The 25939-nt window shown below is 46.1% G+C and carries 28 protein-coding genes; 6 read left to right on the plus strand and 22 right to left on the minus strand.

Going from position 1 to position 25939, the window contains the following annotated elements:
* Positions 1-34: 34 nt before the first annotated feature.
* Complete coding sequence (locus CB4_RS20210) at positions 35-1129, minus strand: diguanylate cyclase (RefSeq protein ID WP_096467477.1); 1095 nt, start codon at positions 1127-1129, stop codon at positions 35-37.
* Between the two features lie 135 nt (positions 1130-1264).
* Positions 1265-1816 (minus strand): cupin domain-containing protein, encoded by a 552-nt coding sequence (locus tag CB4_RS20215; RefSeq protein WP_096467478.1) that lies wholly within the window; start codon positions 1814-1816, stop codon positions 1265-1267.
* 198 nt (positions 1817-2014) lie between these two features.
* Here CB4_RS20215 and CB4_RS20220 point away from each other — a divergent pair, with 198 nt between their 5' ends.
* Both CB4_RS20220 and CB4_RS20225 read left to right on the plus strand, forming a co-directional pair.
* Complete coding sequence (locus CB4_RS20220) at positions 2015-2785, plus strand: DODA-type extradiol aromatic ring-opening family dioxygenase (protein ID WP_096467479.1); 771 nt, start codon at positions 2015-2017, stop codon at positions 2783-2785.
* Between the two features lie 36 nt (positions 2786-2821).
* A complete protein-coding gene (locus CB4_RS20225) occupies positions 2822-3232 on the plus strand; it encodes a DoxX family protein (RefSeq protein WP_096467480.1) in 411 nt (136 codons plus the stop codon).
* A 175-nt stretch (positions 3233-3407) separates the two neighbouring features.
* On the opposite strand, the gene CB4_RS20230 is transcribed toward CB4_RS20225, so the two are convergent.
* The gene (locus CB4_RS20230; protein WP_096467481.1) at positions 3408-3725 is read right to left on the minus strand and encodes an alpha-helical endospore appendage domain-containing protein; all 318 of its coding nucleotides are present in this window, start codon (positions 3723-3725) and stop codon (positions 3408-3410) included.
* A 215-nt stretch (positions 3726-3940) separates the two neighbouring features.
* Between CB4_RS20230 and CB4_RS20235 the strand changes: the two genes are divergently transcribed.
* Positions 3941-4495, plus strand: a complete 555-nt coding sequence (locus CB4_RS20235; RefSeq protein ID WP_096467482.1) for an alpha-helical endospore appendage domain-containing protein — start codon at positions 3941-3943, stop codon at positions 4493-4495.
* A gap of 53 nt (positions 4496-4548) precedes the next feature.
* On the opposite strand, the gene CB4_RS20240 is transcribed toward CB4_RS20235, so the two are convergent.
* The 12 genes from CB4_RS20240 to CB4_RS20295 all read right to left on the minus strand — a co-directional run bounded on the left by CB4_RS20240 (position 4549) and on the right by CB4_RS20295 (position 16412).
* Complete coding sequence (locus CB4_RS20240) at positions 4549-4779, minus strand: hypothetical protein (protein WP_096467483.1); 231 nt, start codon at positions 4777-4779, stop codon at positions 4549-4551.
* A complete protein-coding gene (locus tag CB4_RS20245; protein ID WP_231956091.1) occupies positions 4779-5117 on the minus strand; it encodes an alpha-helical endospore appendage domain-containing protein in 339 nt (112 codons plus the stop codon). Before CB4_RS20245 ends, CB4_RS20240 begins: the two co-directional genes overlap by 1 nt.
* A 145-nt stretch (positions 5118-5262) precedes the next feature.
* Complete coding sequence (locus tag CB4_RS20250; RefSeq protein ID WP_146226625.1) at positions 5263-6969, minus strand: methyl-accepting chemotaxis protein; 1707 nt, start codon at positions 6967-6969, stop codon at positions 5263-5265.
* Between the two features lie 15 nt (positions 6970-6984).
* Positions 6985-8136 carry a PP2C family protein-serine/threonine phosphatase gene (locus tag CB4_RS20255; protein ID WP_096467485.1) on the minus strand — a complete coding sequence of 384 codons (1152 nt, stop codon included), beginning with the start codon at positions 8134-8136 and terminating at the stop codon, positions 6985-6987.
* A 23-nt stretch (positions 8137-8159) separates the two neighbouring features.
* Positions 8160-8558 (minus strand): STAS domain-containing protein, encoded by a 399-nt coding sequence (locus CB4_RS20260; RefSeq protein WP_096467486.1) that lies wholly within the window; start codon positions 8556-8558, stop codon positions 8160-8162.
* On the minus strand, positions 8558-8989 hold the full coding sequence (locus tag CB4_RS20265) for an ATP-binding protein (RefSeq protein ID WP_096467487.1): 432 nt from the start codon (positions 8987-8989) through the stop codon (positions 8558-8560). The genes CB4_RS20260 and CB4_RS20265 overlap by 1 nt, the downstream gene beginning before the upstream one ends.
* A 205-nt stretch (positions 8990-9194) precedes the next feature.
* Positions 9195-11204, minus strand: a complete 2010-nt coding sequence (gene ligA / locus CB4_RS20270; RefSeq protein WP_096467488.1) for an NAD-dependent DNA ligase LigA — start codon at positions 11202-11204, stop codon at positions 9195-9197.
* Between the two features lie 13 nt (positions 11205-11217).
* A complete protein-coding gene (gene pcrA / locus CB4_RS20275; protein WP_231956092.1) occupies positions 11218-13491 on the minus strand; it encodes a DNA helicase PcrA in 2274 nt (757 codons plus the stop codon).
* Between the two features lie 44 nt (positions 13492-13535).
* On the minus strand, positions 13536-14219 hold the full coding sequence (gene pcrB / locus CB4_RS20280; RefSeq protein WP_096467823.1) for a heptaprenylglyceryl phosphate synthase: 684 nt from the start codon (positions 14217-14219) through the stop codon (positions 13536-13538).
* Between the two features lie 107 nt (positions 14220-14326).
* On the minus strand, positions 14327-14623 hold the full coding sequence (locus CB4_RS20285) for a YerC/YecD family TrpR-related protein (RefSeq protein WP_096467490.1): 297 nt from the start codon (positions 14621-14623) through the stop codon (positions 14327-14329).
* A 140-nt stretch (positions 14624-14763) separates the two neighbouring features.
* Entirely contained in the window at positions 14764-15831 is a 1068-nt protein-coding gene (locus CB4_RS20290) for a DUF3048 domain-containing protein (RefSeq protein WP_157738088.1), read from the minus strand.
* 107 nt (positions 15832-15938) lie between these two features.
* On the minus strand, positions 15939-16412 hold the full coding sequence (locus CB4_RS20295) for a glutathione peroxidase (RefSeq protein ID WP_096467492.1): 474 nt from the start codon (positions 16410-16412) through the stop codon (positions 15939-15941).
* A 67-nt stretch (positions 16413-16479) separates the two neighbouring features.
* Between CB4_RS20295 and CB4_RS20300 the strand changes: the two genes are divergently transcribed.
* Entirely contained in the window at positions 16480-17736 is a 1257-nt protein-coding gene (locus CB4_RS20300; protein WP_157738090.1) for an MFS transporter, read from the plus strand.
* Between the two features lie 67 nt (positions 17737-17803).
* On the opposite strand, the gene CB4_RS20305 is transcribed toward CB4_RS20300, so the two are convergent.
* The 7 genes from CB4_RS20305 to CB4_RS20335 form a co-directional block, all read right to left on the minus strand.
* A complete protein-coding gene (locus CB4_RS20305; RefSeq protein ID WP_096467494.1) occupies positions 17804-19231 on the minus strand; it encodes an MFS transporter in 1428 nt (475 codons plus the stop codon).
* Between the two features lie 181 nt (positions 19232-19412).
* A complete protein-coding gene (locus CB4_RS20310) occupies positions 19413-20405 on the minus strand; it encodes a ketoacyl-ACP synthase III (RefSeq protein ID WP_096467495.1) in 993 nt (330 codons plus the stop codon).
* A gap of 141 nt (positions 20406-20546) precedes the next feature.
* Entirely contained in the window at positions 20547-21254 is a 708-nt protein-coding gene (locus CB4_RS20315) for an ABC transporter ATP-binding protein (protein WP_096467496.1), read from the minus strand.
* Position 21255: 1 nt separating this feature from the next.
* The gene (locus CB4_RS20320; protein ID WP_096467497.1) at positions 21256-22035 is read right to left on the minus strand and encodes an ABC transporter ATP-binding protein; all 780 of its coding nucleotides are present in this window, start codon (positions 22033-22035) and stop codon (positions 21256-21258) included.
* Complete coding sequence (locus CB4_RS20325; RefSeq protein WP_096467498.1) at positions 22010-22972, minus strand: branched-chain amino acid ABC transporter permease; 963 nt, start codon at positions 22970-22972, stop codon at positions 22010-22012. The genes CB4_RS20320 and CB4_RS20325 overlap by 26 nt, the downstream gene beginning before the upstream one ends.
* A 17-nt stretch (positions 22973-22989) precedes the next feature.
* Positions 22990-23868: a branched-chain amino acid ABC transporter permease gene (locus CB4_RS20330; protein ID WP_096467499.1), complete on the minus strand. Its 879-nt coding sequence runs from the start codon at positions 23866-23868 to the stop codon at positions 22990-22992.
* Between the two features lie 117 nt (positions 23869-23985).
* The gene (locus tag CB4_RS20335; protein WP_096467500.1) at positions 23986-25185 is read right to left on the minus strand and encodes an ABC transporter substrate-binding protein; all 1200 of its coding nucleotides are present in this window, start codon (positions 25183-25185) and stop codon (positions 23986-23988) included.
* A 339-nt stretch (positions 25186-25524) separates the two neighbouring features.
* On the opposite strand from CB4_RS20335, the gene CB4_RS20340 reads away from it, so the two are divergent.
* Positions 25525-25779, plus strand: coding sequence for a YgaP family membrane protein (locus CB4_RS20340; RefSeq protein ID WP_096467501.1), 255 nt, complete (start codon positions 25525-25527; stop codon positions 25777-25779).
* A gap of 13 nt (positions 25780-25792) precedes the next feature.
* Positions 25793-25924: an EYxxD motif small membrane protein gene (locus CB4_RS21945; RefSeq protein WP_258365652.1), complete on the plus strand. Its 132-nt coding sequence runs from the start codon at positions 25793-25795 to the stop codon at positions 25922-25924.
* Positions 25925-25939: the final 15 nt, after the last annotated feature.

A 25939-nucleotide genomic window follows, 5' to 3' on the forward strand; every position in this document is an offset into this window, starting at 1 on the left:
TAAAAGAGGGGGAACAAGGCTTCGCGCGTTTCAATCATTCCTCTTTGTATATCTTTACACCATTCCGTCCGCTGTTTTTCACTTCATATAGGCTTTGATCCGCATACAAGAGGGTCTGCTGCACATTCTCAATAGAAGTCAATTCTGCGCAGCCAATCGAGAGAGTAACAGAAGGAATGCGCGATCCATCTTCCGCCCAGAATTCTGCTGCGGCCACAGCTTCGCGAATATGCTCAAGGCAGGATTCCAAGTATTCTACAGATGTACAAGACACATAGAGAATAAACTCTTCTCCCCCGTACCGTGCCACAAATGCTCTTTGTCCTTCACTGTTTATTGTTTTACACGTTTGCAAAAACACCTTTGCCATTTTTTGCAGGACACGGTCCCCTGTTAGATGACCGTACGTATCATTAATTTTTTTAAAATAATCAAGATCAACCAGCGCAAGATAATTTACAGTTTTTTTCTTCTTATATTCAACTTCCAGCAAATCAAAAAACTTTCGCAGATTGTACATCTCTGTTAAAGGATCATGCTCAGCAAAAAATTTCAGCTTATGCTGTAATTCAATCTGCCGAGTTGACCAGATCACAAAAAGATAAAGAATCACAGCAGAACTCATTAGCGATATGTATCTAAAAGGCGCAATCATCATAAAAACTTCCCATCCATTCGGAATCCAAATAATGATAGGAAGGTCAGAAATTAGCCACATCACACTAAATAAAGCCCAAACTTTAAACAGTTGAACCTTCGTAGTATTCCCGATATAAAACAACAACACAAAAATAGTCGGCAAAAGTAGTCCAAAAACAATGCCCGGTACAGCGCCAGCCCCGCCCATTCCCCATCTCCACATACAAACGATAGCCAGAGCAGGTAAGACCTCTCTCCATCCTATAAACAATGCCGCAAATCCGAGCGGAATAACCCGTAGATCAAGCCGGTATCCCTTATACTCAATCGGAAGATAAAACATGGAGATAGAGGTAAAAGAGATAATAAACACGACTAACGAATAAAACACGCCCTTCGACACCTTATCTTTTAAGAACGTAACCATAAAATTCAGGCATGCGTGCATAATTAAAATGACTGCTATATTTGATAAAACAGACTGAATCATCTTTTATTCCTCATTATTCCGATTAATTACAAAGTCATACAGCGTGCTCATTTTATCATACAAAACATATCGTAAAACAGAAGTAATCCGAAAATAAAGAGGGCTGTCCACACCTCATGCAGACAGCTCCCTCACCTATATCACATCATCTGAATGCGCTGCATACACTGAGATCAACATCTTCCCCATTGTATCCCCTATGTTCACAACTCGATGAGGAATACAGGCTTTCCAATAGAAGCTATCCCCCGGTCCAACCACGAATTCATCCTCTCCCTGTTGAATAAGAAAAGTCCCCTCAAGTACCAGATGCGCTTCTTCCCCTTTATGAGCATGTGGTTCATCCCCGGTACCCACACCAGGTGGTGTATACGTAATCATCATACGGAGCCCATCCCGATTTTGTGGAGTGAGAAGTTCCACCCGGATCCCATTCTTGCCAAACTCATGGATAATCCGTTCTTCTCTTCGTACTACTTTAACTGCCTGACTTGGCTCCAGTAACAAATAAGCAAGCGGTACATTAAGAAAATCAGCAATCGTTTGCAATGTCGCAATCGACGGTGATGTTTTTCCGTTCTCAACCTGGCTAACGAATCCTTTGGACAATCCGGTTCCTTCACACATTTCTGCAATCGTAATCCGCTTGCGATTACGCAAGCTCCGAATATTTTCACCTATATTCATAATTTTTTCACCTCATACTTGACATATTACCACCATCGTGATAGTTTTTAAATACAAAACATAGTTCACTTTAACAAAACCCGGATACGAAGAGATGATCCTTCCTCTCTTAACTATATACCGGATTTTCTTTCCCTTCTATGTTTTGTAATACGAAACTTTAATTTATAAAATAAAACTCAAAAGGAGGTTATACGTATGATGCCAGCCTTTTTTCTTGCACATGGAGCCCCTTCACTTGTTATAGAGGAAAATTCCTATACAGAGTTTCTTAGCAAGCTAGTTGCTGAGCTTCCACGTCCCAAAGCGATTATCGTTTTCACTGCACACTGGGAATCAGATGTGCAACTCATCAGCAGTGCCCAAACACACCGCACGCTGTATGATTTCTCAGGATTTCCTGCCGAGATGTATGAGATGACATATCCAGCACCCGGTGATCCGGCACTTGCAGGGCGCATCGCAGAGCTGTTAGCTAGCCAAGGAATACCATCCCGTCAGGATGACGTGCGACCGCTTGACCACGGTGTGTGGGCACTGCTTAAGTTGATGTATCCGAATGCTGATATCCCGGTTGTTGCGATGTCAGTCAATCCGTTCCTGTCTCCTGCTGAACAGTATCGCATCGGGCAGGCACTTGCGCCGCTTCGCGATGAAGATGTTCTTATTATTGGCAGTGGCGGCACCGTTCACAACTTACGGCGTCTCCAATGGGGCGGTGGGCAACCTGAGCCATGGGCGATGGAGTTTGATCAGTGGGTTAATGAAAAGCTCGTCACATGGAATACGGAAGACATGTTCCGCTATGACGAACTCGCTCCACATGTGCGAGAAGCCGTTCCACGCAACGAACATTTCATCCCGCTTCTCCCGATCATGGGGGCAGGCGACCGTACGCGCCAGGCAACATTGCTGCACCAAGTATATCAATACGGTTCGCTTAGCTTAAGTGCTTGGAAATTTGATTAATACGTATGTACTTATATAAAAGGGGAGATTTTCTACATGACTAACAAAGACAAAGCATTATTTCTTGTGCAACTCATTCTCGGATTTATTTTCTTCATGCACGGTCTCGGTAAATTCCAGGGAGGAATCAGCAACATCGCTGGCTGGTTTGCAAGCATCGGTCTTCCGGCCGGACTCGCTTACGTCGTAGCAACGATTGAATTGGTCGGTGGCTTGCTTATGATCGCAGGTCTCGGTACTCGCGTAGTCGCAGCCCTGTTCGCTGCTGTAATGGTAGGAGCAATCGCTACGGTCAAAGGTGCTGCCGGACTTATGGGTAACGGAACACAACCGGGTTATGAATTTGAGCTCGTACTGCTCGTAGTATCTGTATTCTTCGTACTGGCTGGCCCTTCCGCAATCTCGCTTGATCGCAAACTCTTCAAACGCGGACAAGAACAACAATAAAGAAACACGCATGTGTATTGAAAGGAGGTGATCCGGATGGCTGCTTGTGGTTGTGGACAAACTCAGAACCCGCAGGGACAATGCGATGGTTCACATGCAAATAAAAAAGAAGAAGCAAAATAAGCAAAACGGGTGAGGCTATGTGGTCTCACCCGTTTTGCTTATTCCTAGCATCTTACTCTTCCATACATTCCCTCGGTTTTCTAATGAATTCAAGTGTATCTTCCAGTTTTTTTAGCAAAAGCCACTCCTTCATTATAATCGTTTCCATAAGCTTCGTAACAGAACGATTCAATCTAATAATTTCGTGATTACTCGGACAAGTAGGGAAATCATGGCATTTCCCTACAAACGCTTGAACTTTACCAGCTTCCGCCCTGATAAGGTGAGCAAGCGCTTCTTCTTCGTGAGCGACAGATTCCATTAAATCAAGTAATACGGTATGCAGTGATTGTCTCTCTTTATGTTTGCCTTCGAAGCATTCCTCTGACATGCCATTGCCACCTCTTTGTGAATTTTTTCAATAGACACTATAAAGGTATGTGCAAGCGCCCTGCCCGGTGTCCGGGCATTAGCCTAATTTATAGGCCCTGTTCCTGCTGTATACGGCAGTTGCTAAAAAATTATCATTTGCCCCCTGATACCTGTCTATACCAATAAAAACAGCAACTCATATAATGCGGTATCAAAAAAGAAAGGATGATATAAATGAGTAACGAAGAAAATCAAAATGAGGTTTTGCAACAAACTTCAACAGATGTCGGGGCCGCGTTAAATGCGATACTTGAGTCCATTGCATTTGAAGAACTACAGTTAGCCAGCATGATTACTGCCGAGGCCAACAAAGTCCTTGCCACCGATGCAAACATCCTCCACTTACTCACCATAAACGCAAACGTAGAGCAACTGCTACGTACAATTGTCAAAAAGAATATCGTACTGGAAACAAAACTGCAGGATAACCTCGATGCTGCTACTGCTCTTAATCACAGTTTTGGTGTAAATTTAGCTGCTTTGCTTCCCGGGTTAGTTAGTGTATTAAACTCGATTGCTGCTGAAGAAACTGCGCTTGGCAAGTTAATCGGGGCGGAAGCTAATAAAATTAACAAGGCAATTACCGTTCCAGGGGTTTCTACGAATAATTTAGTTGATATAAACAATAGTGTGAACCGAACTCTCCGTACGATTATCAAAAAAGAAATTGTACTGGAAACGAAGATGCAGGATGTGCTTGACTTTATCGTGGGACATCTTAACACCTAATTCTATTAAAGAAAGAGGGGGAGAGCACGGACATTACCTGTCCGTGCTCTCCCCTATTTCAATGATTTTAACAACGATCTTTTTCTTTCTATAATTCGTTTCATCTGATCCAGAGAACGAAGCATCACTTCTATGGAGTACATCTCATGCTTTTTCGAAAAATCCAGTTCATTTTCAGATGCCCGTTTTAGTTTGCGCACCGCTCTCGTATGCTGATCAATAGAACGTTCGGAAGCCAAAAGCGACTGCAGTAACTTCTCATTCACTTTGCGCTCAACATCCATTACTCCTCATCCTCACAAAACGGGCGCTCAACAAATCGAATCGTATCCTCCAGCTTTTTGAGTAGCAGCCATTCCTTCATGACTACCGCTTCAATCAACCGACTAACTTCCTGATTAAAATCAATAATTTGCTGGTTATGCGGACAAGTAGGAAAATTTTTCTTTTCTCCCACAAAAGCATGGATTTTATCCGCCTCGGCACAAACCAGTTTTGCAAGTGCAAATTCCTCATCCGCAATCGATTCCATCAGATGCAGAACGACTTCTCGCAAATGCAGTTTTTTATGGAAGATCGGTGCCAAATGTTCGAATTCTTCATCATGTGTATGGTCAGACATTTTCTTTCCCCCCTCGGTAATAGTAAAAAGCTAGGCGTTAGTACTATCGCTTCAATATATTACCGATGGAGAGAAAGCGTTCAATATAGGCAGAAAAATACACGCCCAAAAACTGCCAGAACAAACCGGCCTGACCTCCTCTTTATTATCTTGCTGTATCTACTTTAAAAACAGCTACCGCCTCTTTTAACTGCTCAGCCAGATGGGAAAGTTCAGTCGCACTCGCTGCAAGCTCTTCCACAGTCGCAGACTGCTCCTGTGCAGCGGCCGCTACTTGTTGGGAAGAGGCTGCAGATTCTTCGGTAATGCTCGCTACATCCTCAATGGATCGCAGCACATCCGCTGATGTCTTCTCTAAAGACAGAAAAATCTCATGAATGGCGTGTACGCTTTTCTCGGTCCCTTCTACTTTACTCACAATCATATTAAGCGCCTTTCCTCCCTCCGCAATGATACTTACCTGACTCTCCACCGCATCAAGATTACTTTCCATCGTACGTACGGTAACCGATGTTTCTGCCTGAATATCCATAATCATATCCGTAATTTGCTTGGCTGCCTGGCTTGATTGTTCTGCCAGCTTCCGTACTTCATCTGCCACAACCGCAAAGCCTTTTCCATGTTCACCAGCACGCGCCGCTTCAATAGCCGCATTCAGAGCCAGCAAGTTCGTCTGTCCTGATATATCAGTAATCACCGTTATAATACTTCCGATTTCTTGTGAACGCCTCCCTAGCTTATGAATCGAGTCCGTTGCGAACCGCACTGTACGACTTACCGATTCCAAATTCTGAATGGCCTGGTTAATGGATTGGTCTCCTTCATAGGCCATCCGGGTAGCTTCTAGCGCCTGATCTAACGTTTGTTTTACTTGCAGGCTTCCATCCTTCGTCTGATCGATGGCATCATTCATCTTGTGCAGAACATACGTCGTCGATTCTGCCTGCTGGCTGGCTCCATCTGCCACTTCATGAATCGTTGCAGCAATCTGATTAGACGTTTCTCCCGTCTGATGAGATGATTCTGATAGTTCATGACTGCTTGAATCAAGTGTATGGGACATATTTTTCATCTTTACGATTAAGTCATGTAACTCCACTCTCATTTTTTCAAAGGAAGCCGATAATATGCCGACTTCGTCTTTGGAAGTCACATCAATCGGATTGGTGAGATCCCCTTGCGAAATTTCTTCCGCACTTCGCACAAGTCGGGAAATCGGATTCACAATTGAGCGACTCAACAAGAACGAAATCAGTAACGAAAGCAGGATGATGATGATAAAAGAAACGACTGCAATTTGAATTAAGCTTTTAATCGTTTCCCTTGCATGCGCAACTGTATCCTGTACATTTTTCAATGCTTCCGCCCGGAATTGATCCACTTGCTGATTGATCTTTTCTGCATACGCATCGAATTCACCCATTGTCTGGTTCCCTTTTGCCGGACCACCTTGAACATAGTCATTGGCCATTTTTTTGCCCATCGTATAATAATCAGCAAAAGCCTGCTTAAGCCCTTCTAAGTTCTTCTTATCTCCGGCATAAATAACCTCGACTTCCTTTACATTGTTCGTAAAACTTTTTGCGTTTTCATCCGCTTTTTCAAACCCATCATTCAGTCCGTTCAATCCACGTGTCGCACTAATATCTGTAAGAAATTGCTGTACCTGTACGACTGACAGCTTCATTTCATCCGCTTTTAGAGCAAGCGGGACTGTGCTTCGCTCCATCTCTTCGATTTCTTTCACATGACTGTTAATTCCAATCAGCACGTATGAAATCACACCAATAAACAACGCAAATATTAATAGGAATGCCGCTAGCATCCTTGCTCGTATGCTGTTTAGTCTCAAAAATAGTCTCCCCTTCTATAATTGAATCGCAATTATGCAGATGTCATCTTTCGCTATTGATTGGTCATACGACCTCGTTATACACGCTAATACATCTTGTATATCAATCGAAGAAGACAATAAAATATTCTCTTTTATCTTCTGGTATGCTTCCTGTGCCGAATTGCTAAACAAGTCAAATACCCCATCTGTATATAACACAATCTGTGTTCCTTTCTCATACGTAAGGCACCCTTTTTGTATCTTCATATCTGGAATGATCCCAATCGGACAGCACCCCTGATCCAACTCTTGAAAAACGTTTGTTTCTTTTCTCAAAAATCCACACGGACTGCCGGCATTAACATATTGAATGGTTTGATTGTGTGTATTAATGACCATGTAAAAAGCTGTGAAATACAACACAGCTTCTTCCTTAAGAAATATATGGTGAATCTGTCGATTTAACTCCTCCATGACCAGCACCGGGTCTGTCACACGCATAATCAAGCCCCGAAGCAATGCCCGAAGCGACATGCTAACAAGTGAAGCGGATACGCCATGCCCCATAACGTCAATCAGCATCACCCCATAACATCCTTCTTTGATCTCGTACCAGCAATACATATCGCCCGATAAAACATCCGATGGTTTATAATAAGCCGAGATCGCAAAGTTCTGCTCATAAATAGGCATACTTAAAACGCTTCGTTGCAGTTTTTTTGCTAGATTTAGCTCTTTCTGAAAACAAGAAATAAGCGACTCCAGTTTGTTCCGATCTTGATTCTGTTCCTGGATACGCTGTGTAAGCTTTAACGCCCAACGAATGCGGGCTAGCAGTTCGACTTTTGTAATCAAAGGAGATATACAGTCGCTAACCCCTATCGCCTGAGCTCTTTCTATCGTTTGCTGATCCACTGATTCTACCGTCACAATAATCGGAACATCCTTAAAATCAGGATGTGAGAGAATACGCTGTGATACGTCAAGAATATATGATTCTGGTAATAAGCTCTTCACAACAATTACATCTATCTTACAGAGCACATCCCTACATTCCCGTGACGCATCCAATCCTATATATGAAACCAATTGATCAGGAGAAGATAATGTAACAATATTTTGATAGCCGATCTTCCGTAATGCATCTCCTAGCATTGGACTTGTATCAATTAGAACAATCGCCATCGTATTGATATTCTCCTTATCGTTTAGTAATCATCTAACGGCAAACAGGACGATCCTTCATTCGACAGTATTTGCAAAGCTTCATCTTCGCTCTCCACGATCGAAAAAATCAAATCGAATTTTGCAATCATAAATAGTTCCCGAATAATCCCTGGTTTGACCACAATGACGATAGGACAATTTTGTTTTTTGATTTGCTTCACAACGGTAACCAGCATTCCCAACCCGGTACTATCAATCATTTTCAGGCCGTTTGCGTCAAAGATGTACCCTTCCGCAACGGTTAGCATCTGGATGATTTTTTCTTTCACTTCGTTTGTCTTCCCATAAATCAACTTGCCTGACAAGGTAATCTTTTGGTATTGATTTACAGAATGCACAGCGACTCGAATTTCATTTTGATCTTGTGTGTAATTGTCCATTATATCTCTCCTCTAAATCGCAGAGTGAATATCCCCTTATTTCCATCTGCTTCATACTGCCATTCATCGGCTATATGATGAATCATCATAAGTCCGCGACTATTTTCTTCTAACAACACATCCTCAAATGTACGGATTCTTACGCTACCCAGAATCTCATCTGGAATCCCACTTACCTCATCGCTTATCTCAATTTCTATTTCGTTATTTTGACTGGAAATACGCATACTTAACTTTTTATTATGAGAGTCCCCGTATTGTTGCCGTGTTGCCTCAATAATGTTAATAAAGACTTCATGAGCAGCAAAACAGATCCACTCTTTCTTTATACTACCAATAAAAGAAAGTGAATGTTCACAAAAATCGTCAAGAAAGTACAAGGAATTCAGATTAGCCGGACATGTAACCTGAAGTTCCACTTCTTTATTCATATTTCTAATCCCCCTACCTGTACACCCATCACCCTACTTTATCATGAAATGGAATTTTGTATGTATCATTCTACCATTTAATTAGGTCTAAATAAACATTCTTTAACAGATATAATATTACTTTTTACCTAAATAATTAAGCCGAATCATAAAAAAATCCCTACCTACACCAACTGTGCAAGCAGGGAGTCCTGACTGTATTCAATTAGGCACGTACCCATTCCAAAAATGTTTCCTCGTTAATGACCTGAATCCCTAACTCATTCGCTTTTACAAGTTTCGAGCCTGCTGCTTCACCTGCAACAACCAGGTCGGTCTTCTTACTAACGCTTCCCGCTACTTTGCCGCCACGCGTTTCGATCATCTGCTGTGCTTCTTTACGTGTGATCTGCTCAAGTGTTCCCGTCAGCACAATCGTCTTACCGGAGAATGGGGAATCTGTTGGAATGTCGTCGATACGCAGTCCCTTATAGTCCATATTAACGCCAGCTGCCTGCAAGCGCTCAATCGTCCCCGTCACTTCCGGCTTGGCAAAGTATTTGACAATGCTTCCCGCCATTTTTGTACCGATCTCATGAACACCGGTCAATTCCTCTTCCGTCGCTTCGCGCAGGCGATCCATCGTACCAAAGTGACGAGCCAGAATGCTTCCCGCCTTCTCTCCGACAAAACGGATACCAAGGCCGAACAACAGGCGCTCTAATGAGTTCTCTTTACTTTTCTCAATCGCCGCAAGCATGTTATCAACTGACTTCTCACCCATACGTTCTAGCTGAAGCAGCTTATCCCGTTCCAAATCGTACAGGTCAGCTACACTGTGAATGAGTTCGTGCTCATGCAGCTGTTTGACCACTTTCTCGCCCACCCCGTCAATGTTCATCGCATTGCGGGAGACAAAATGAATGATACCCTCGCGAATCTGTGCCGGGCACTGTGGATTGATGCAGCGCAGGGCTACTTCTTCTTCCAGACGGACAAGTTCGCTGTTGCATTCCGGACAGTGAGTGGGCATCTGATACGGCTGTTCGCTGCCGTCACGCATCTCTGTTTTAACACCGACGATCTGCGGGATAATGTCTCCTGCCTTTTTGACGATGACATGATCACCCAGCATAATCCCCTTCTCGCGAATAATGTCTTCGTTGTGCAGAGAAGCCCGCTCCACCGTTGTTCCAGCCAGGCTGACCGGGTTCAGAAGAGCGGTTGGCGTAATGGCACCTGTACGGCCTACTGTAATCTCGATGTCCCGGAGTACAGTCACCGCTTCTTCTGCCGGAAACTTATACGCAATTGCCCAGCGCGGGCTTTTGGCTGTGAAGCCAAGTTCGTCCTGATAAGCGAAGCTGTCCACTTTCACAACCATGCCATCAATGTCATACGCAAGTTCACTACGGCGATCCGTCCAGCCTTCGATAAATGAAATGACTGCTTCGATTCCGTCAAACACCCGCCGCTCCGGGTTTACTTTGAAACCAAGCTCTTCCATCAACGCAAGCGCACCGCTGTGGGAAGCAGCGGGAAGCCCCTCGTCCCCGACCATCGAATACAAGAATAGATCCAGCGAGCGTTCTGCTGCGATTTTGGGGTCAAGCTGGCGCAGGGAGCCTGCGGCGGCGTTGCGCGGATTGGCAAACAGCGCCTCTTCCCGTTCGGCCCGCTCATGATTCAACCGCTCGAATGCGCGGCGGGGCATGTACGCTTCCCCACGCACTTCGATGCTGAGCGGCTGTTTAAGCACCAGGGGTAGCGAACGGATGGTGCGTAAGTTCTGCGTAATATCTTCCCCCGTACGCCCATCCCCGCGTGTCGCTCCCTGCAAGAATCGTCCGTTCTCATAGCGTAAGGAAACAGCTAACCCGTCAATTTTTAATTCGCATACGTAGCGTATTAACTCTTCTGTACCGATCCCCTGCTGCACACGACGGTCAAACTCACGCAAATCTTGTGCGTTAAAAGCATTGCTTAAGCTAAGCATCGGAATGCGGTGCTCCACTTTATCGAAAGAGGCAAGCGGCGTCCCCCCGACGCGCTGAGTCGGAGATTCGGCTGTAACCAACTCCTGAAACTCTCCTTCAAGCCGAATCAATTCCTGCATGAGCTTATCGTATTCATAATCCGCGATGGATGGCTCATCTTTGACATAGTACAAATAATTATGCCGCTCAATCGTGGCACGCAGTTGCTCGATGCGTGCGATCGTTTCCGTTCGGTCCATGGACATTCCTCCGTTACGCTTTTTCCACCGGGGCGAATTTGGCCAGTAGCTTCTTAATTCCGACCGGATTCGGGAACGCAATGGTCAACTCCAGATCCTGTCCGCTTCCTTTCGTCGACACAATTGTGCCTTCTCCCCATTTACTGTGTTTCACTTTCTCGCCCGCTTTCCAATCTACGGACACATCAGCTCCACCCGATGAAGGTGCAGAAGCGGTGCCAGATGCACGCATCGGGACAACTCCTGTGCGCGGCGCAGACATACTGCTGTTGCCGCCATACGAGCCGCCGCGCGAAGCCGTACCCGTACTGCCATAGCGACTTGCGATACGCTGCTGCACACTTCCTTCCGCTTCTAGCAGATGCTCGGGAATTTCTTCAATGAAGCGGGACGGAGAATTCATCTTGGTCTGACCGTACAGTGTCCGCATAAGCGCCCGCGTCAGGAACAGCTCCTGCTCAGCACGGGTAATGCCCACATATGCGAGTCGGCGTTCTTCTTCCATCTCTGCTTCCTCCATCAAAGCGCGAGAGTGTGGGAAGATGCCTTCCTCCATCCCGACCAAGAATACCATCGGGAACTCCAATCCCTTCGCGCTGTGCAGCGTCATCAGGACAACCGCATTGCCTTTGTCCTCTTCTGTCTCATCCAGCTTATCAATGTCCGCGACAAGTGCAAGGTCGGTCAGAAACGCTACGAGTGTCTTGTCTTCACTCGTCCGCTCGAATTCCATCGTAACGGACAGGAACTCGTCGATATTTTCCAGACGGCTGCGCGCTTCAAGTGTTCCTTCCCGGCGCAATTCTTCCTTATATTCCGTCCGATTCAGCACTTCCTCTGCTAACTCGGTTACACTGACGTATTCCTGCATGCTTCCAAGCTCCGATACGAGGCGGGCGAATCCTGCGACAAGTCCTGTCGTACGAGCGGATAGACCAATCTGATCCACTTCCTGAATTGCCCGATACATGGAGAGACCGTGCTGCGTGGCATACGCGGCAATCTTCTCGACCGTACTTGCCCCGATGCCCCGCTTCGGCACATTAATGATGCGCGTTAAGCTCAAGTCGTCATCCGGGTTGGAGATGAGGCGTAAGTACGCCAGCATATCTTTAATCTCTTTGCGATCATAGAACTTCGTGCCGCCGACGATGTTATATGGAATGTTCGATTTAACGAACACTTCCTCCACAACCCGCGACTGGGCATTCGTGCGGTATAAAACCGCCATATCACGGTACTGGCGACCGTTCTCGATCGCCTTTTGAATCTGACCGACGATGTAATACGCTTCTGTATGCTCACTGTCTGCAGTGTAATAGCGAATATTTAAACCTTCGTCGTTATCAGTCCACAGATTTTTCGCTTTGCGGCCCACATTGTTCTTGATGACATGATTGGCTGCTTCGAGAATTTTTTTGGTAGAACGGTAGTTCTGCTCCAGCAGAATGACCCGGGCGTTCGGGTAGTCTTTTTCGAAATTCAAGATATTCGTAATGTCCGCCCCGCGCCAGCGATAAATGGACTGATCCGAGTCTCCGACGACGCAGATATTTTTCGAGGCAGATGCCAGCATTTTGACCAGCATATACTGGGCACGGTTCGTATCTTGATACTCATCGACATGAATATGGCGGAATTTTTTCTGATAGAACTCCAGCACTTCCGGTTCGGCTTTGAACAGCTCAATTGTTTTCATGATCAAGTCATCAAAGTCAAGTGAGTTATTGTTTTTCAGCTTTTTCTGGTACTGCGTGTATACTTTATAAGCGACCTGCTCGACCGGACCAACGATCATATCGGCGCACTGTTCCGCTGTTTTCAGCTCATTTTTGGCACTGCTGATCATGCCAAGCACGGCACGTGGATCGTATTTTTTCGGATCGATGTTTAAGTCTTTCTCACACTGCTTTACGACCGACAACTGATCACTCGAATCAAGAATGGTGAAATTCCGATTATATCCCAGACGATCAATGTCGCGGCGCAAAATACGTACACACATCGAGTGGAACGTGGAAATCCAGATGTCTTCTGCGTCCGGGCCGACGATGGACGAGATCCGATCTTTCATTTCACGCGCAGCCTTATTCGTGAAGGTAATAGCCAGAATGCTCCACGGCACGACATTTTTTTCTTTCAATAAATACGCAATCCGCTGCGTCAGCACACGGGTCTTCCCGCTTCCCGCTCCGGCGAGCAGAAGCAGTGGGCCATCTGTTGCGAGCACCGCTTCCCGCTGCTGTGGATTCAAGCCCGCGAGCGGATCATTTTCCTGTATAAACAAGGCCAAAAACCCCTTTCACTCTCCATCAGTATCCTTTGATTATATCATTTTTGGCGCTTTACAGCTTCTACTGTTGCGAGCGCATGTTCGATATTTTCATATACAGCATTGCCAACGACCACAGTATCTGCCCACTGTGCCATCTCCTGTGCCTGCTCTGGCGTCCGAATGCCACCACCGTAAAAAATCTGGCTGTTCTGCACGACTTTGCGGGCTGCCTTCACCATATCCGGATTGCCGTATGTACCGCTGTATTCGATGTAGAGCACAGGGAGGCGGAGCATCTGATCTGCCAGACGGGCATACGCCTTCATCGTATCCTCATCAATCTCCGTACGACTTTCTGTCAGCTGTGCCACCGTAGAGTCTGGATTGCAGACGACGTAGCCTTCTACCGCTACTTCCTCCCATTTAATAAAAGGTCCGTGCTCTTTTAGCCCTTCGACATGTGCACCCAGAATTAAGTCCGGATTTTGGGCATTGAGCACAAGCGGCACAAAATAAAAATCAAAACCTGGCACGATCCCCTCCATATTGGACACTTCCAATGCGCACGGCAGAGCATAGCGTCGAATACGACTTAACAGGTCAATTGTATTGTCGAACGTTACATTCGTCGTGCCCCCGACGATAATCGCATCTGTTCCAGACTCGCATACTAACTCCAGCGCGTCATCGCTGATCTCCTTGTCCGGATCTAATTTAAATACATGCTTCCAGGTGTGCATTTCCACGTTTGATGTCCTCCTCGTTCTTATCTGCCCTTCATTATACCGAAACTTGGGGGCAGTAAAAAACCTCCCGTACTAACGGGAGGCTTTCGCTCATTACACAGTTACTTTTTTGGATTCATCCGTTCCAGTGCGGCAAAGTAGCCGCCATTTCCATAATTCAGGCAGCGTTTCACGCGCGAAATCGTCGCCGTGCTCGCCCCGGTCTCTTCTTCAATCTGGCTGTACGTCTGTTTCTCGCGCAGCATGCGTGCGACTTCCAGACGTTGTGCCATTGATTTCATCTCATTAACGGTACACAAATCGTCAAAAAACAGGTAGCAGTCTTCCATCGTATCCAGTGCGAGAATCGCTTCAAACAACTGCTCCAGTTCTCGTCCCCTGATTTTATCCAATTGCACGGGTGACCCCTCCGTTCCCTTGCCATTTCACGCTTTAGCCAGGCAATACTTTACACAAGTTATGAGGTAAAGCCGCCGTTATTTCTATAATAAGAAATTCCCTGCTCTTTGACAAGGAAAACGTTTTCCGCAAACCATGCTTACTTATAAGTAAGATGAGCTTTTAGGGACGGAGTGTCCGGTACAACGTTCACCCAGGTTGTACCCGGATACAACTTCACTTCTACACCGTTCTGATAGGCACGGATCGCCCCATCATTCCGGCGTTCCCAGGTAACTGAGAGGGCTTTGCCGTGCTGGAACATATAGCCCTGCCCCGGTCCTGTTGTATCGATCTCAAGCCGCCCCTCTTGATCGAGTGTCCGATGATGAGCGGCGATCACAAGCACATTGGTCACCGTCAGTTGTTTTCCGGTTTCTTTATCCATATGTGGCTTGCCTGCGGTCAGACGCTTATATTGCTTCGTCGCAGCATCATATTCATATCCGGCAGTATTGCGCTTCGAATACATGACATGAATGGATGTCGCTGTCTCTCCACCCATCGGCTCATCCGGTGCTTTAAAAGAAAAGGTCGGAGTCGCTCCTCCAAGATTGTACCCTTTTGCTTCTGCCCCGGTCCGCAGCCTGACGATGCTTGTATACAGATTGTGCGGCGCGCGGCGGGATTTGTCACGCCAGTACGCTTTGCTGTAGGCATAAATCTCGTCTAAGTCGGCATATTGCCCATTTTTGAGCATAGAGAGGGCTGCAACACTGCCGCCTGCATGTGACATGATTGCATCGAATCCTTGACCAAGCTCGACATTATATGGGCGAATGCTGCGCACTGGACCGACTATTTTCGGAGAATGACTCTGATAGAACGCCATGAAGCGAGTAATCAGTCCTTCTTCTAGCATTTCATACACCATATCTGCCTGATCCAGCCCGGATTGTGGTCGTGCCTTGCTGTAATTGTTGATCATGACCATCACAACCCGATCCTTTAATTCGTGATCAGCAGGCAGGCCTGTCAAGGGAGCTATATAGCTGGCACTGCTCTGCCCAGACACTGGCTTGGCCGGCTGTTCTGTAGACTGTGCGGGAGAAGGAGCACCTTGCTCTGTTATGTTGCCGCAGCCCGCTGCTGTTAGAGCAAGCACAGTCGTCAGGCCAAGTGAAAGAAAGCGATACCGTGCCATTTGCCCACGTCCTTTCTTATTCATATCGGAGCGCCTTAATCGAATGTCATTTTGCCGCCTTTCCTTCCAGACTTGACATACTTTTTGTTTCGCATACTCTCTTGCTTCTCTCTCACGCATTTAGGTTCCTTCTATAATATAGCCTCAATCTCTCCCTCGATCGCTTCCGGGGCTGTTGTCGGTGCATAGCGCTTGATTACCTCTCCATTCCGATCAACAAGAAACTTCGTGAAATTCCACTTCACGGCCTCTGACAAAATGCCCGGTGCCTGTTTGGTCAAATAGACAAACAGTGGGTGCGCGTTTGCTCCCTTCACATCGATCTTGGCAAACATCGGGAAGGTCACACCGTAATTCAACTCACAGAACTGTTGAATGTCCGCCTCTGTTCCCGGCTCCTGCTTCATGAACTGGTTGCACGGAAATCCAAGCACTTCGAAGTTTTGCTTGTGGTATTTCTCATACAACGCCTGCAATCCTTTATACTGCGGAGTAAACCCACATTTGCTCGCTGTATTTACAATGAGTAAAGCGTTTCCTTTATAGTCGGCAAGTGACTTCTCTTCTCCGGTAATCGTTTTGGCTGAAAAATCATAGATACTCATATAAATTCCTCCTTACTATTAGTTGTATAATACAACTAAAGACATGTATATAAAAGGAGACTCCCCTATGCCTTCTTCCATATCCGCTTCCGTACAGAAGACGATTCCGCAGTCGAAGAATCAGGCTCGCATGCTCTGGTTACTCGTTTCCTTTGCATATCTGCTTATTGTCAGTCAGCGGACAGCCCCTGGCATCATTAGCGATCAACTTCTGTCCGAATTCCATGTATCGGCTTCTGTATTAGGTCTCATGAGTACGTTTCAATTTGTCATGTATGCAGGTCTGCAAATTCCAATCGGGCTGTGGGCAGCGCGTCTCGGCCCGGCCCGTCTGCTGCTTGTAGGTATCCTAGCAAGTGGTCTCGGAACAATTCTATACAGTACAGCAGACAGTCTGCCACTTTTATTTGCCACCCGCGCATTGATCGGGTTTGGCGATGCTTTCATCTGGGTGAATTGTGTACTGATTCTCGGAAAAGCGTTTGAGCCTCGTTCATTCTCGACAATGATTGGCATGACGGGAGCGATGGGCAGCCTTGGCAATATGCTGACGACCATGCCACTTGCCTGGTGGGTCACCGCTTCTGGCTGGCGACTGCCGTTCACCTGTATGGGCATCATCCTGCTTGTGCATGCGCTAATCATGTATCGGGGATTCAGCCGCCGGGATATGCTGTTTCCTGCTGATGCTGCGAACTTGCATCCAGCAGTCACACTGCGAGAATTCGCCACCCTAATCCGGAAGCGGACTGTGTGGGGACCCTTTCTGTGCCACTTCGGAATCATAGGTACATATGTTGGATTTACCAGTGTATGGGCCATTCCATATTTGCTTGATATGTATGGAATCAGTCGCGCAGAAGCCGCCTCTATTCTTGGCCTAGCACTCATCAGCGCAGTCGCAGGTGGTCCATTGTCCGGTTGGATGGCCGCCCGAGCTGGCAATTGCCGGACACCTTATATATGGCTACAAGTACTAAACGTTACCGTATGGAGTGTGTTCCTTCTCACCAAAGCGCACCCGCCGCTTGCACTTGTATATGTCCTGTTTATTGCGCTTGGTTTTGGAATCGGCATCAGCACCCTTACGTTCGCCTCGATTCGAGAGAGTTTCCCTGTAGCGCAGGTCGGTGCACTAACCGGGCTCGCCAATACAGGTGGATTTTTCAGTGCTGTATTGCTTCCCCCTATTATGGGACTTGTTTTTGACCACCTGGGACTTCACAGTCAACAAGCATATGCCGTAGCCTTTATTATTCCAGTCCTGTTTGCTTCTATCGGCATTGCAGGAGGCCTTATGTTATCTAAGCCCAAACATGTGTAAGATAACAAAATCGCCAGTATAATCGCTGGCGATTTTCCCTCATGCTCCCATATATGGATCTATTCCATCACCTAACTGGCTTCCCCCTTCGTGCCGATACAAAAGCACCAAGCAGGCAAATCACAGCGGCAGCCCCGAATACACTGTGGAGTGCCGCGATAAAGGTAGCGCTATACGCCTCCCCTTGTATCGTAAAACGCTCACCGCTGCCTGCTAGACGCTGAAACTGAAAGGAAAATAACGAAACAGAAAAAGTCGTCCCGAGCACCATCCCCAGATTCCGTACCAGCGCATTCAATCCCCCTGCCCTACCTAATTGGATAGGTGGTACAGCCCCAAGTACGCTCGCATTATTCGGTGACTGAAACATCCCCGTTCCAAGCCCGAACAAAGCCAGATGTAGCGCGATTTGCCACGGTAATTCCTTTACCCCTAGCGTAGTTAGCATGGCAAATGACACCGCATTTAACAAAAGCCCACCTGTTGTAAGGAAAAACGGGCCTATCCGATCAGACAGCCAGCCTGAGAGTGGCGCAACGAGTGCCATAACCAACGGGTTTGCCATCATCACATATCCAACAATATGCGGAGAATAACCCAGCACATTTTGCATATAAAAAGGCATCATGACTGTAATACAAAACAAGGAAATAAACGATAACAATGCCGCCAGACTTCCCACCCGAAACGTCCGAATTCGATATAAAGAAAAATCAAGCATAGGAAACGAAATTGAAGTTTCTCGTTTATAAAATCCAATAAGAAGGCCAATCGCTCCCACAAGTCCGGCAATTGTCCAAATAGAGCCCCATCCCCATACTTGCACATTTGATAACACATAAAGAAACGCTACAATCCCAACCATATACAACAGTGACCCCGTATAATCAAAAGGCTCGCTTACTTGTTCCAACTTCTCTTTCGGCAAGATCCATATCCCTGCCAAGAAAGCCAGCAACCCAATGGGAACATTCACCCAGAAAATTGATTCCCATCCAAACGAACTCACAAGCATCCCACCGACGGCAGGACCGGTTAAAGAACCCAAAGAAACAACGGTTCCTGTAATCCCAAGCGACCTCCCTCTCTCTGCTTTTGAAAAAGTGGAAGCTACAATGGCCTGACTATTCCCCATCAACAACGCTGCGCCCGCTGCTTGTACAATCCGTCCGACAATTAACATCCAGATTGAGCCCGATAACCCGCAAAAAATCGATCCTCCAACAAAAGTAAGAAACCCTGCTTGATAAAGCCGACCTCGTCCTAGAGAATCGGATAACTTCCCAACGATCGGCAGAAGTGCCGCAATCGTAAGCAAATAAGCTGTAATGACCCATTGGACAAGATTCAGGGGAACTGCAAGTGCGTGTGAAATACTCGGCAGCGCCACATTTGTAATGCTTCCGTCAAGCGTCGCCATAAAGGTGCCGAGCGAAACGTTAGCTAGAATCAACCATTTCCTATACTCTTTTTTCTTAGCAGCTACAGTGCTCATGATGCCTCCGTGTCATCGTTCTCGTGAACTCCTTAGCATATGTTTTCCGCGTTGTGTCCCTATTAGTCATTATTTTGGTTATTACAGGAACAAACAACAACTGGGATAAGCAGGAGCGAAAGAATAACTCCTGCAAACTTCCTTGCTTTTCCCTCCCACCACATACCACCCATCTTATTTTCTATACCATCCACTCTAGCAAAATTCCTGCTTGCACCAATCCACCGCCAAAACCATACAGCAAAACACGATCGCCTGCTTTCACTTTTCCTTCCACTATTCCTTTATTCAGCGCGAGTGGAATGGATGCTGCTGACGTATTGCCGAAATGCTCTAGGCTCCATAACGTTTTCTCTAGCGGAAATCCACTACGTTCACAAATTGACTCAATCATCCGCAAATTCGCACTATGCGGTACAAACCAATCCACTGCCTCAAGCACGGACCCACTCTTCTCCATAACTTTCTCCATCCCGCAAGGCACGGTCGTAACCGCCCATTTATACACTTCTCTGCCGTTTTGAACAATATAACCACTGTTTTGTAATTCCTGTCCGTTCATTTGATTCGAAAGTCCAGTACGATATAAATGAATTCCCCCTTCCCCTTTAGCCGTCATGTGGACAGATAAGAAGCTCCCTCGCTCTTCTATATACTCGACAAGCATCGCTCCTGCTCCATCTCCAAACAAGATACATGTTGTACGATCATTGAAGTCTGTTATTTTCGACAACGTTTCCGCCCCAATAACCAACACTTTTTTATTCATACCTGATGTGATGGCACTGTTCGCCATCTGCAAAGCATACACAAACCCGGCACAAGCCGCATTCATATCCAGTGCACCTGCATCTTCAATTCCTAATCGTGCTTGCACCTGACTCGCTACACTCGGAAATGCGTAATCAGGCGTGCTAGTTGCAACAAGAATGAGATCGACATCGTCTACTGTCTTGTCATACCTTTTCATTAAATCCTGCACCGCCGCCACACATAAATCCGTTGTGAATTCCCCTTCAGCTGCAATTCGCCGTTCTCGAATCCCGGTCCGACTAAAAATCCACTCATCACTTGTATCCACCATTTCTTCCAGGTCAAAATTGCTTAACACACGTTCTGGTGCATACGTGCCAATCGCTGTAATTTTCGCTTTTGATAAAAAAGAGTTTCCCATATCGTCCCTCCTGTTTCATTTTACAATTATTATATCACCAGATATTATGACCAGATACTAATTTTTATGAACATCCATATCCCGACAATAAAAAAGTCTCCTGTTCACATAGTAGAACAGGAGACTTTCGCTATCCCTATTTTAGTGGCCACCTAAATACGCCATCTTAATCTGATCGCTCGCATTTAACTCTTCCGCTGTACCAGACAGCACAACCCGTCCCGTCTCGATTACGTATGCCCGATCAGCAATTGACAATGCCATATTAGCATTCTGTTCTACCAGCAGAACGGTAGTGCCCGCCTGATTAATCTCTTCGATAATGCGGAATATCGTCTTCACCAGTAACGGAGCAAGACCCATAGATGGCTCATCGAGCAACAGCAGTTTCGGGCGTGCCATCAGCGCACGACCCATCGCAAGCATTTGCTGCTCTCCACCTGACAATGTACCGGACAACTGCTTTTTCCGTTCGAGTAAGCGTGGGAACAACTCGTACACTTTCGCGAAATCCTGCCGGATACCGTCTTTGTCCTTGCGCAAGAATGCACCAAGTTCCAGATTCTCTTCCACCGTCATGTTTGCAAACACACGGCGACCTTCTGGAACATGAGAGATTCCTTCTTTCACAATCGCCTGAGCTGCCCGGCCTGAGATTGATGTACCTTCATATACAATATCGCCCTGCTTTGGCTTCAAGAGACCGGAGATTGCTTTGAGCAGCGTGCTTTTGCCTGCACCATTTGCCCCAATCAACGTCACAATCTCACCCTGGTTAATCTCAAGCGATACACCATGAAGCGCCTGGATGTTGCCGTAGAATACATCGATGCCGTTTACTTTTAACATATCAGGAAACCTCCTCGCCGAGATACGCTTCGATTACCTTTGGATTGTTCCGCACTTCTTCCGGCGTACCCTGGGCAATCAACTGACCGTGATCAAGCACATAGATGCGTTCACACACACCCATTACAAGCGGCATATCATGCTCGATTAATAGAATTGTGAGATTGAACTCTTTGCGGATAAACGCAATCAGCTCCATGAGCTGTTTCGTCTCCTGCGGGTTCATCCCGGCTGCCGGCTCATCAAGCAACAGAATTTTTGGATTAGCGGCTAACGCACGCGCAATCTCTAAACGACGCTGCTGACCGTACGGCAGATTTTTCGCCTGCTCATCTTTTAGGCGATCCAGATCAAAAATCTTCAAGAAACTGATCGCCTTCTCTTCCATTTCCTTCTCACCGGAAAAGTGTGCGGGCAGGCGCAAAATGGAACTGAACATGGAATGCTTGGATTGGGAATGATACGCAACTTTTACGTTATCTAATACAGACAGTTCACCAAACAGACGAATGTTCTGGAATGTTCGGCTGATGCCTTTGCGTGTAATCTGGTAGGGCGCATTTCCGTTCAGCTTCTCTCCATTTAGAGAGATCACCCCTTCTGTTGGCACGTATACACCTGTCAACAAGTTAAAAAATGTAGTTTTTCCGGCACCATTCGGACCGATAAGGCCCACAAGTTCTCCCTGGTTTAAATAGGCGTTAACGCTGGATACAGCTTTTAAGCCGCCGAACTGGATGCCGACGCCATCAACGTTAAGCAGCGGTGTGTTTGTTGCCATTCGGCTTCCCTCCTACTGTCGCGCGCTTTTTGAATAGCTGCGTCAATTCTTTCGTACCGAGTAAGCCCTGTGGACGATAAATCATCATAATAATGAGCACAAGGCTGTAAATAATCATCCGTGTCTCCGGGTAATCCTGCAGGAGCGTTGAGACAATCGTCAACAACACGGCGGCAATGACCGCACCAGACATACTGCCGAGCCCGCCAAGTACAACAAAAATCAAAATATCAAACGACTTCAAAAAACCGAAGGTAGACGGCTGAATGATGTAGAAGTTATGTGCATACAACCCGCCTGCGATACCCGCGAAGAACGCACCAATCGCAAATGCCGCTACCTTATAATAGGTCGTATTAATTCCCATCGCATCCGCTGCGATCTCATTCTCGCGAATCGAGATACATGCACGTCCATGTGTGGAATTCGTAAAGTTCACAATGACGACGAGCGTAATAATCAGGCATGCGGTCGCTGTCGTCCAGTCCGTCATGCTGTTGACCATCATGCCACTCGCACCGCCAACATAATCAATGTTCAACATGACGATCCGCACAATCTCACCAAAACCAAGCGTGGCAATCGCCAGGTAGTCACCGCGCAGACGCAAGCTTGGAATTCCGATGATCAATCCGGCAATCGCTGCGGCAATCCCGCCAATCGGAAGGGCTGCTATGAACGGAACGTTAAAGTTCATGGTCGCAATCGCTGACGCATACGCCCCAACCGCAAGAAAACCAGCATGTCCAATCGAGAATTGGCCCGTAATGCCAATGATCAAATGCAGACTTACTGCCAGAATGATATTAATCACAATCGTGATCAGCATATTCTGATAAAAATCATTGAGCGCTCCACTCATAATCAAAAACTGGATCACTGCGTACAGGGCGAGCGCACCAACTATAGAAAGCCAAAAGCCCTTTGTCTGCTTCATCGTTGTATTTCGCCTCCCTATACTTTCTCTCTCATGTTTTTACCGAACAGGCCCGACGGTCTAAAGATGAGGATCAGGATCAGCACAACGAATGCTACGCCATCCCGCCAGAGCGAGTAGCCAAGTGCACTAACCATCGCTTCAATCACGCCAAGCAACAGCCCCCCAACCATCGCACCCGGGATAATACCAATCCCGCCAAGAACAGCTGCAACGAATGCTTTTAGACCGGGGATAATCCCCATCAGCGGCTCAATTTTTATATAATAAATCCCAAAGATAACACCTGCTGCCCCGGCAAGCGCTGAACCGATCGCAAAGGTCGCAGAGATCGTATTGTCAACATTAATCCCCATCAAACGAGCTGCTTCTGTATCATACGATACCGCCCGCATCGCTTTTCCAATTTTCGTTTTGTGAACGATAAATTGAAGCAGAATCATTAGCCCAAGCGATACACCAAGAATCAATAACGACTGGCTGTTGATTGTAGCTCCGAGAAACTTGAATTCAGTGGACGGAAGCACCGTGCTCGGATACGCTTCTGGTTGAGCTCCTCGCACATAGATCGTTCCATATTCGATCAGCAATGATACACCAATTGCGGTAATAAGGGCCGCAATACGCGTCGCATTCCGAAGTGGCTTATACGCGATACGTTCAATCGTAACACCAAATATCGCACATGCTGTCATCGAGATCAGCAATGCCGGGAAAAAACTAATTTTCAGCACGGTAATGGCGTAGAAGCCAATAAACGCACCAATCATGAATATATCACCGTGAGCAAAGTTAATAAGTTTAATAATGCCGTATACCATCGTGTAGCCAAGCGCGATCAGCGCATAAATACTGCCGAGCGATATACCGTTCACAAGCTGCTGAATAAATTCCATATGGCCACTCCCTTTGACAAACACTTTACTACTATAACGCGATAATGTCCCTTATAAAGATGGAATGGCGGGACAGATGTCCCACCATTCATCTTGCCTATGTTGTTACATGATCTATTACGGATTTACTTTCATTTTGAAGGTTTGCTTGCCGTCTTTGTACTCAAGGATGGCTGCAGATTTAATCGGATTGTGTTGTGCATCAATTGTGATTTTGCCAGATACGAGTTCAAGATCTTTCGTGCTTGCAAGCGCTTCCTTAATCTTCACTGGATCTACATCGCCCGCACGCTTAATGGCATCAGCGAGAAGGTATCCAGTGTCATAGCCAAGCGCTGCGAAGCCATCTGGAGCTTTGTCTTTGTATTTCGCTTTAAATGCACTGACGAATTTTTGTACTTTCGGGTCTTTATCTTCTACAGAGTAGTGATTCGTGATGTATGTATTGTTCAGTGCTTTCGCACCAGCAATCTCAATGAGCTTCGGAGAATCCCAACCATCGCCACCCATGAATGGAACATTCAAACCAATCTCACGTGCCTGCTTCACAATAAGACCTACTTCTTCATAATAGCCCGGCAAAAATACGAAATCTGGATTCGCTGCCTTAATGCGTGTCAGCGTCGCACGGAAATCGGTATCACCTTTTACGTAAGCTTCTTTCGCTGCTACTTTTCCGCCGTTTTTGGTGTATGACTCTTCAAACGCTTTTGCCAATCCTTTCGAATAATCGCTTGATGTTTCAGTAAAGATTGCCGCGTTTTTTGACTTTAATTCCTTAGATGCAAAGTTGGCTGCTACCGTACCTTGGAACGGATCGATGAAGCATGTACGGAATACGAAGTCATTTACTTTACCAGCTTTGGATGTAATATCCGGGTTTGTTCCAGTTGGTGTTATGAGCGGAATTTTATTTTTCTCCGCGATTTGCACTTGAGACAGTGTACTTGTACTTGTAGCTGCACCAACAAGTGTGACAACTTTATTCTGACTAATCAGCTTGAGTGCGCCAGCTGTTGCTTCTGCCGGGTCAGACTTGTTGTCCACTTTTACAACTTCAAATTTCTTGCCGTTAACGCCTTCTTTGTTGATTTCTTCAAGTGCAAGTTCAAGCCCTTCGCTCAGTGACTGCCCATATGACGCTACGCCGCCAGAAAGTTCAAGATTTTCCCCAATCTTGATCGTATCGCCACTGCCGCCTGCCGGTTTTTTGTCTGCGCCAGCTCCCGTCTCCTTCGCTCCGCCACCGCAACCTGCTACTACGCCTGCTGAAAGCATGAGTGACATCGCAATCCCAAGTGCTTTTCGTTTGTCCATAATCTGACCCCCTAAAAAATTTGTAAAAATCATTGTGTGATGAAATAGTTTGTTTTGCTGTTAAACCTTTGTTCTATTAGTTCTATGCACAATTGTGTTACCAGCAAAACTATTAAAAATACATATATTATTCTGAAAACATTCTACAATATTATTCTGAATTCGTCTAGAGTAATACTATTTTTATTTATAAAAAAACATATTTTAGTATTGTAAAGCATTACAATGGTAAATCATCACATGATGTAATTATCTAAATGTTTATGTAATATTTCCCTCCATATATCAAGCATATTACCGTCCATTTGCTGCATCATAAAAACAAAGGAGGGAGTCGACATGAAGAAAAATATAGGTACCCTTGATGCACTTATTCGGATCACCATCGGAACAGCTGGACTCGCATACAGTACAGCTAAAATCATTCGACATCCACACCGAACAGCTCCCCTGCTTCTCGCAATGATTTTTGGAATGAAGGTCGCAGAAGGCATTACTCGCTATTGTCCGCTTATGGATATGATGGGCAAAAATACAGACATGGATGAAACAGACTCGTACAGCCCTCGAAAATATACGCGGCGGATGCGCTAAGGAGAGAAGATTCATGGATCGATTATCATGGGAAGTGTTCAGTGACAATGCGTATGTGATTATAGCTGTTGTCGCTTCTGTTGCGGTTGTTGTATATGCCTGGTCAAAATTCAACAGTAAAGCAAGAAGCCGCTACAAGTCGTAGCGGCTTCTTCGTATA

This window comes from Aneurinibacillus soli, from assembly GCF_002355375.1.
GTDB classification, from domain to species: Bacteria; Bacillota; Bacilli; order Aneurinibacillales; family Aneurinibacillaceae; genus Aneurinibacillus; species Aneurinibacillus soli.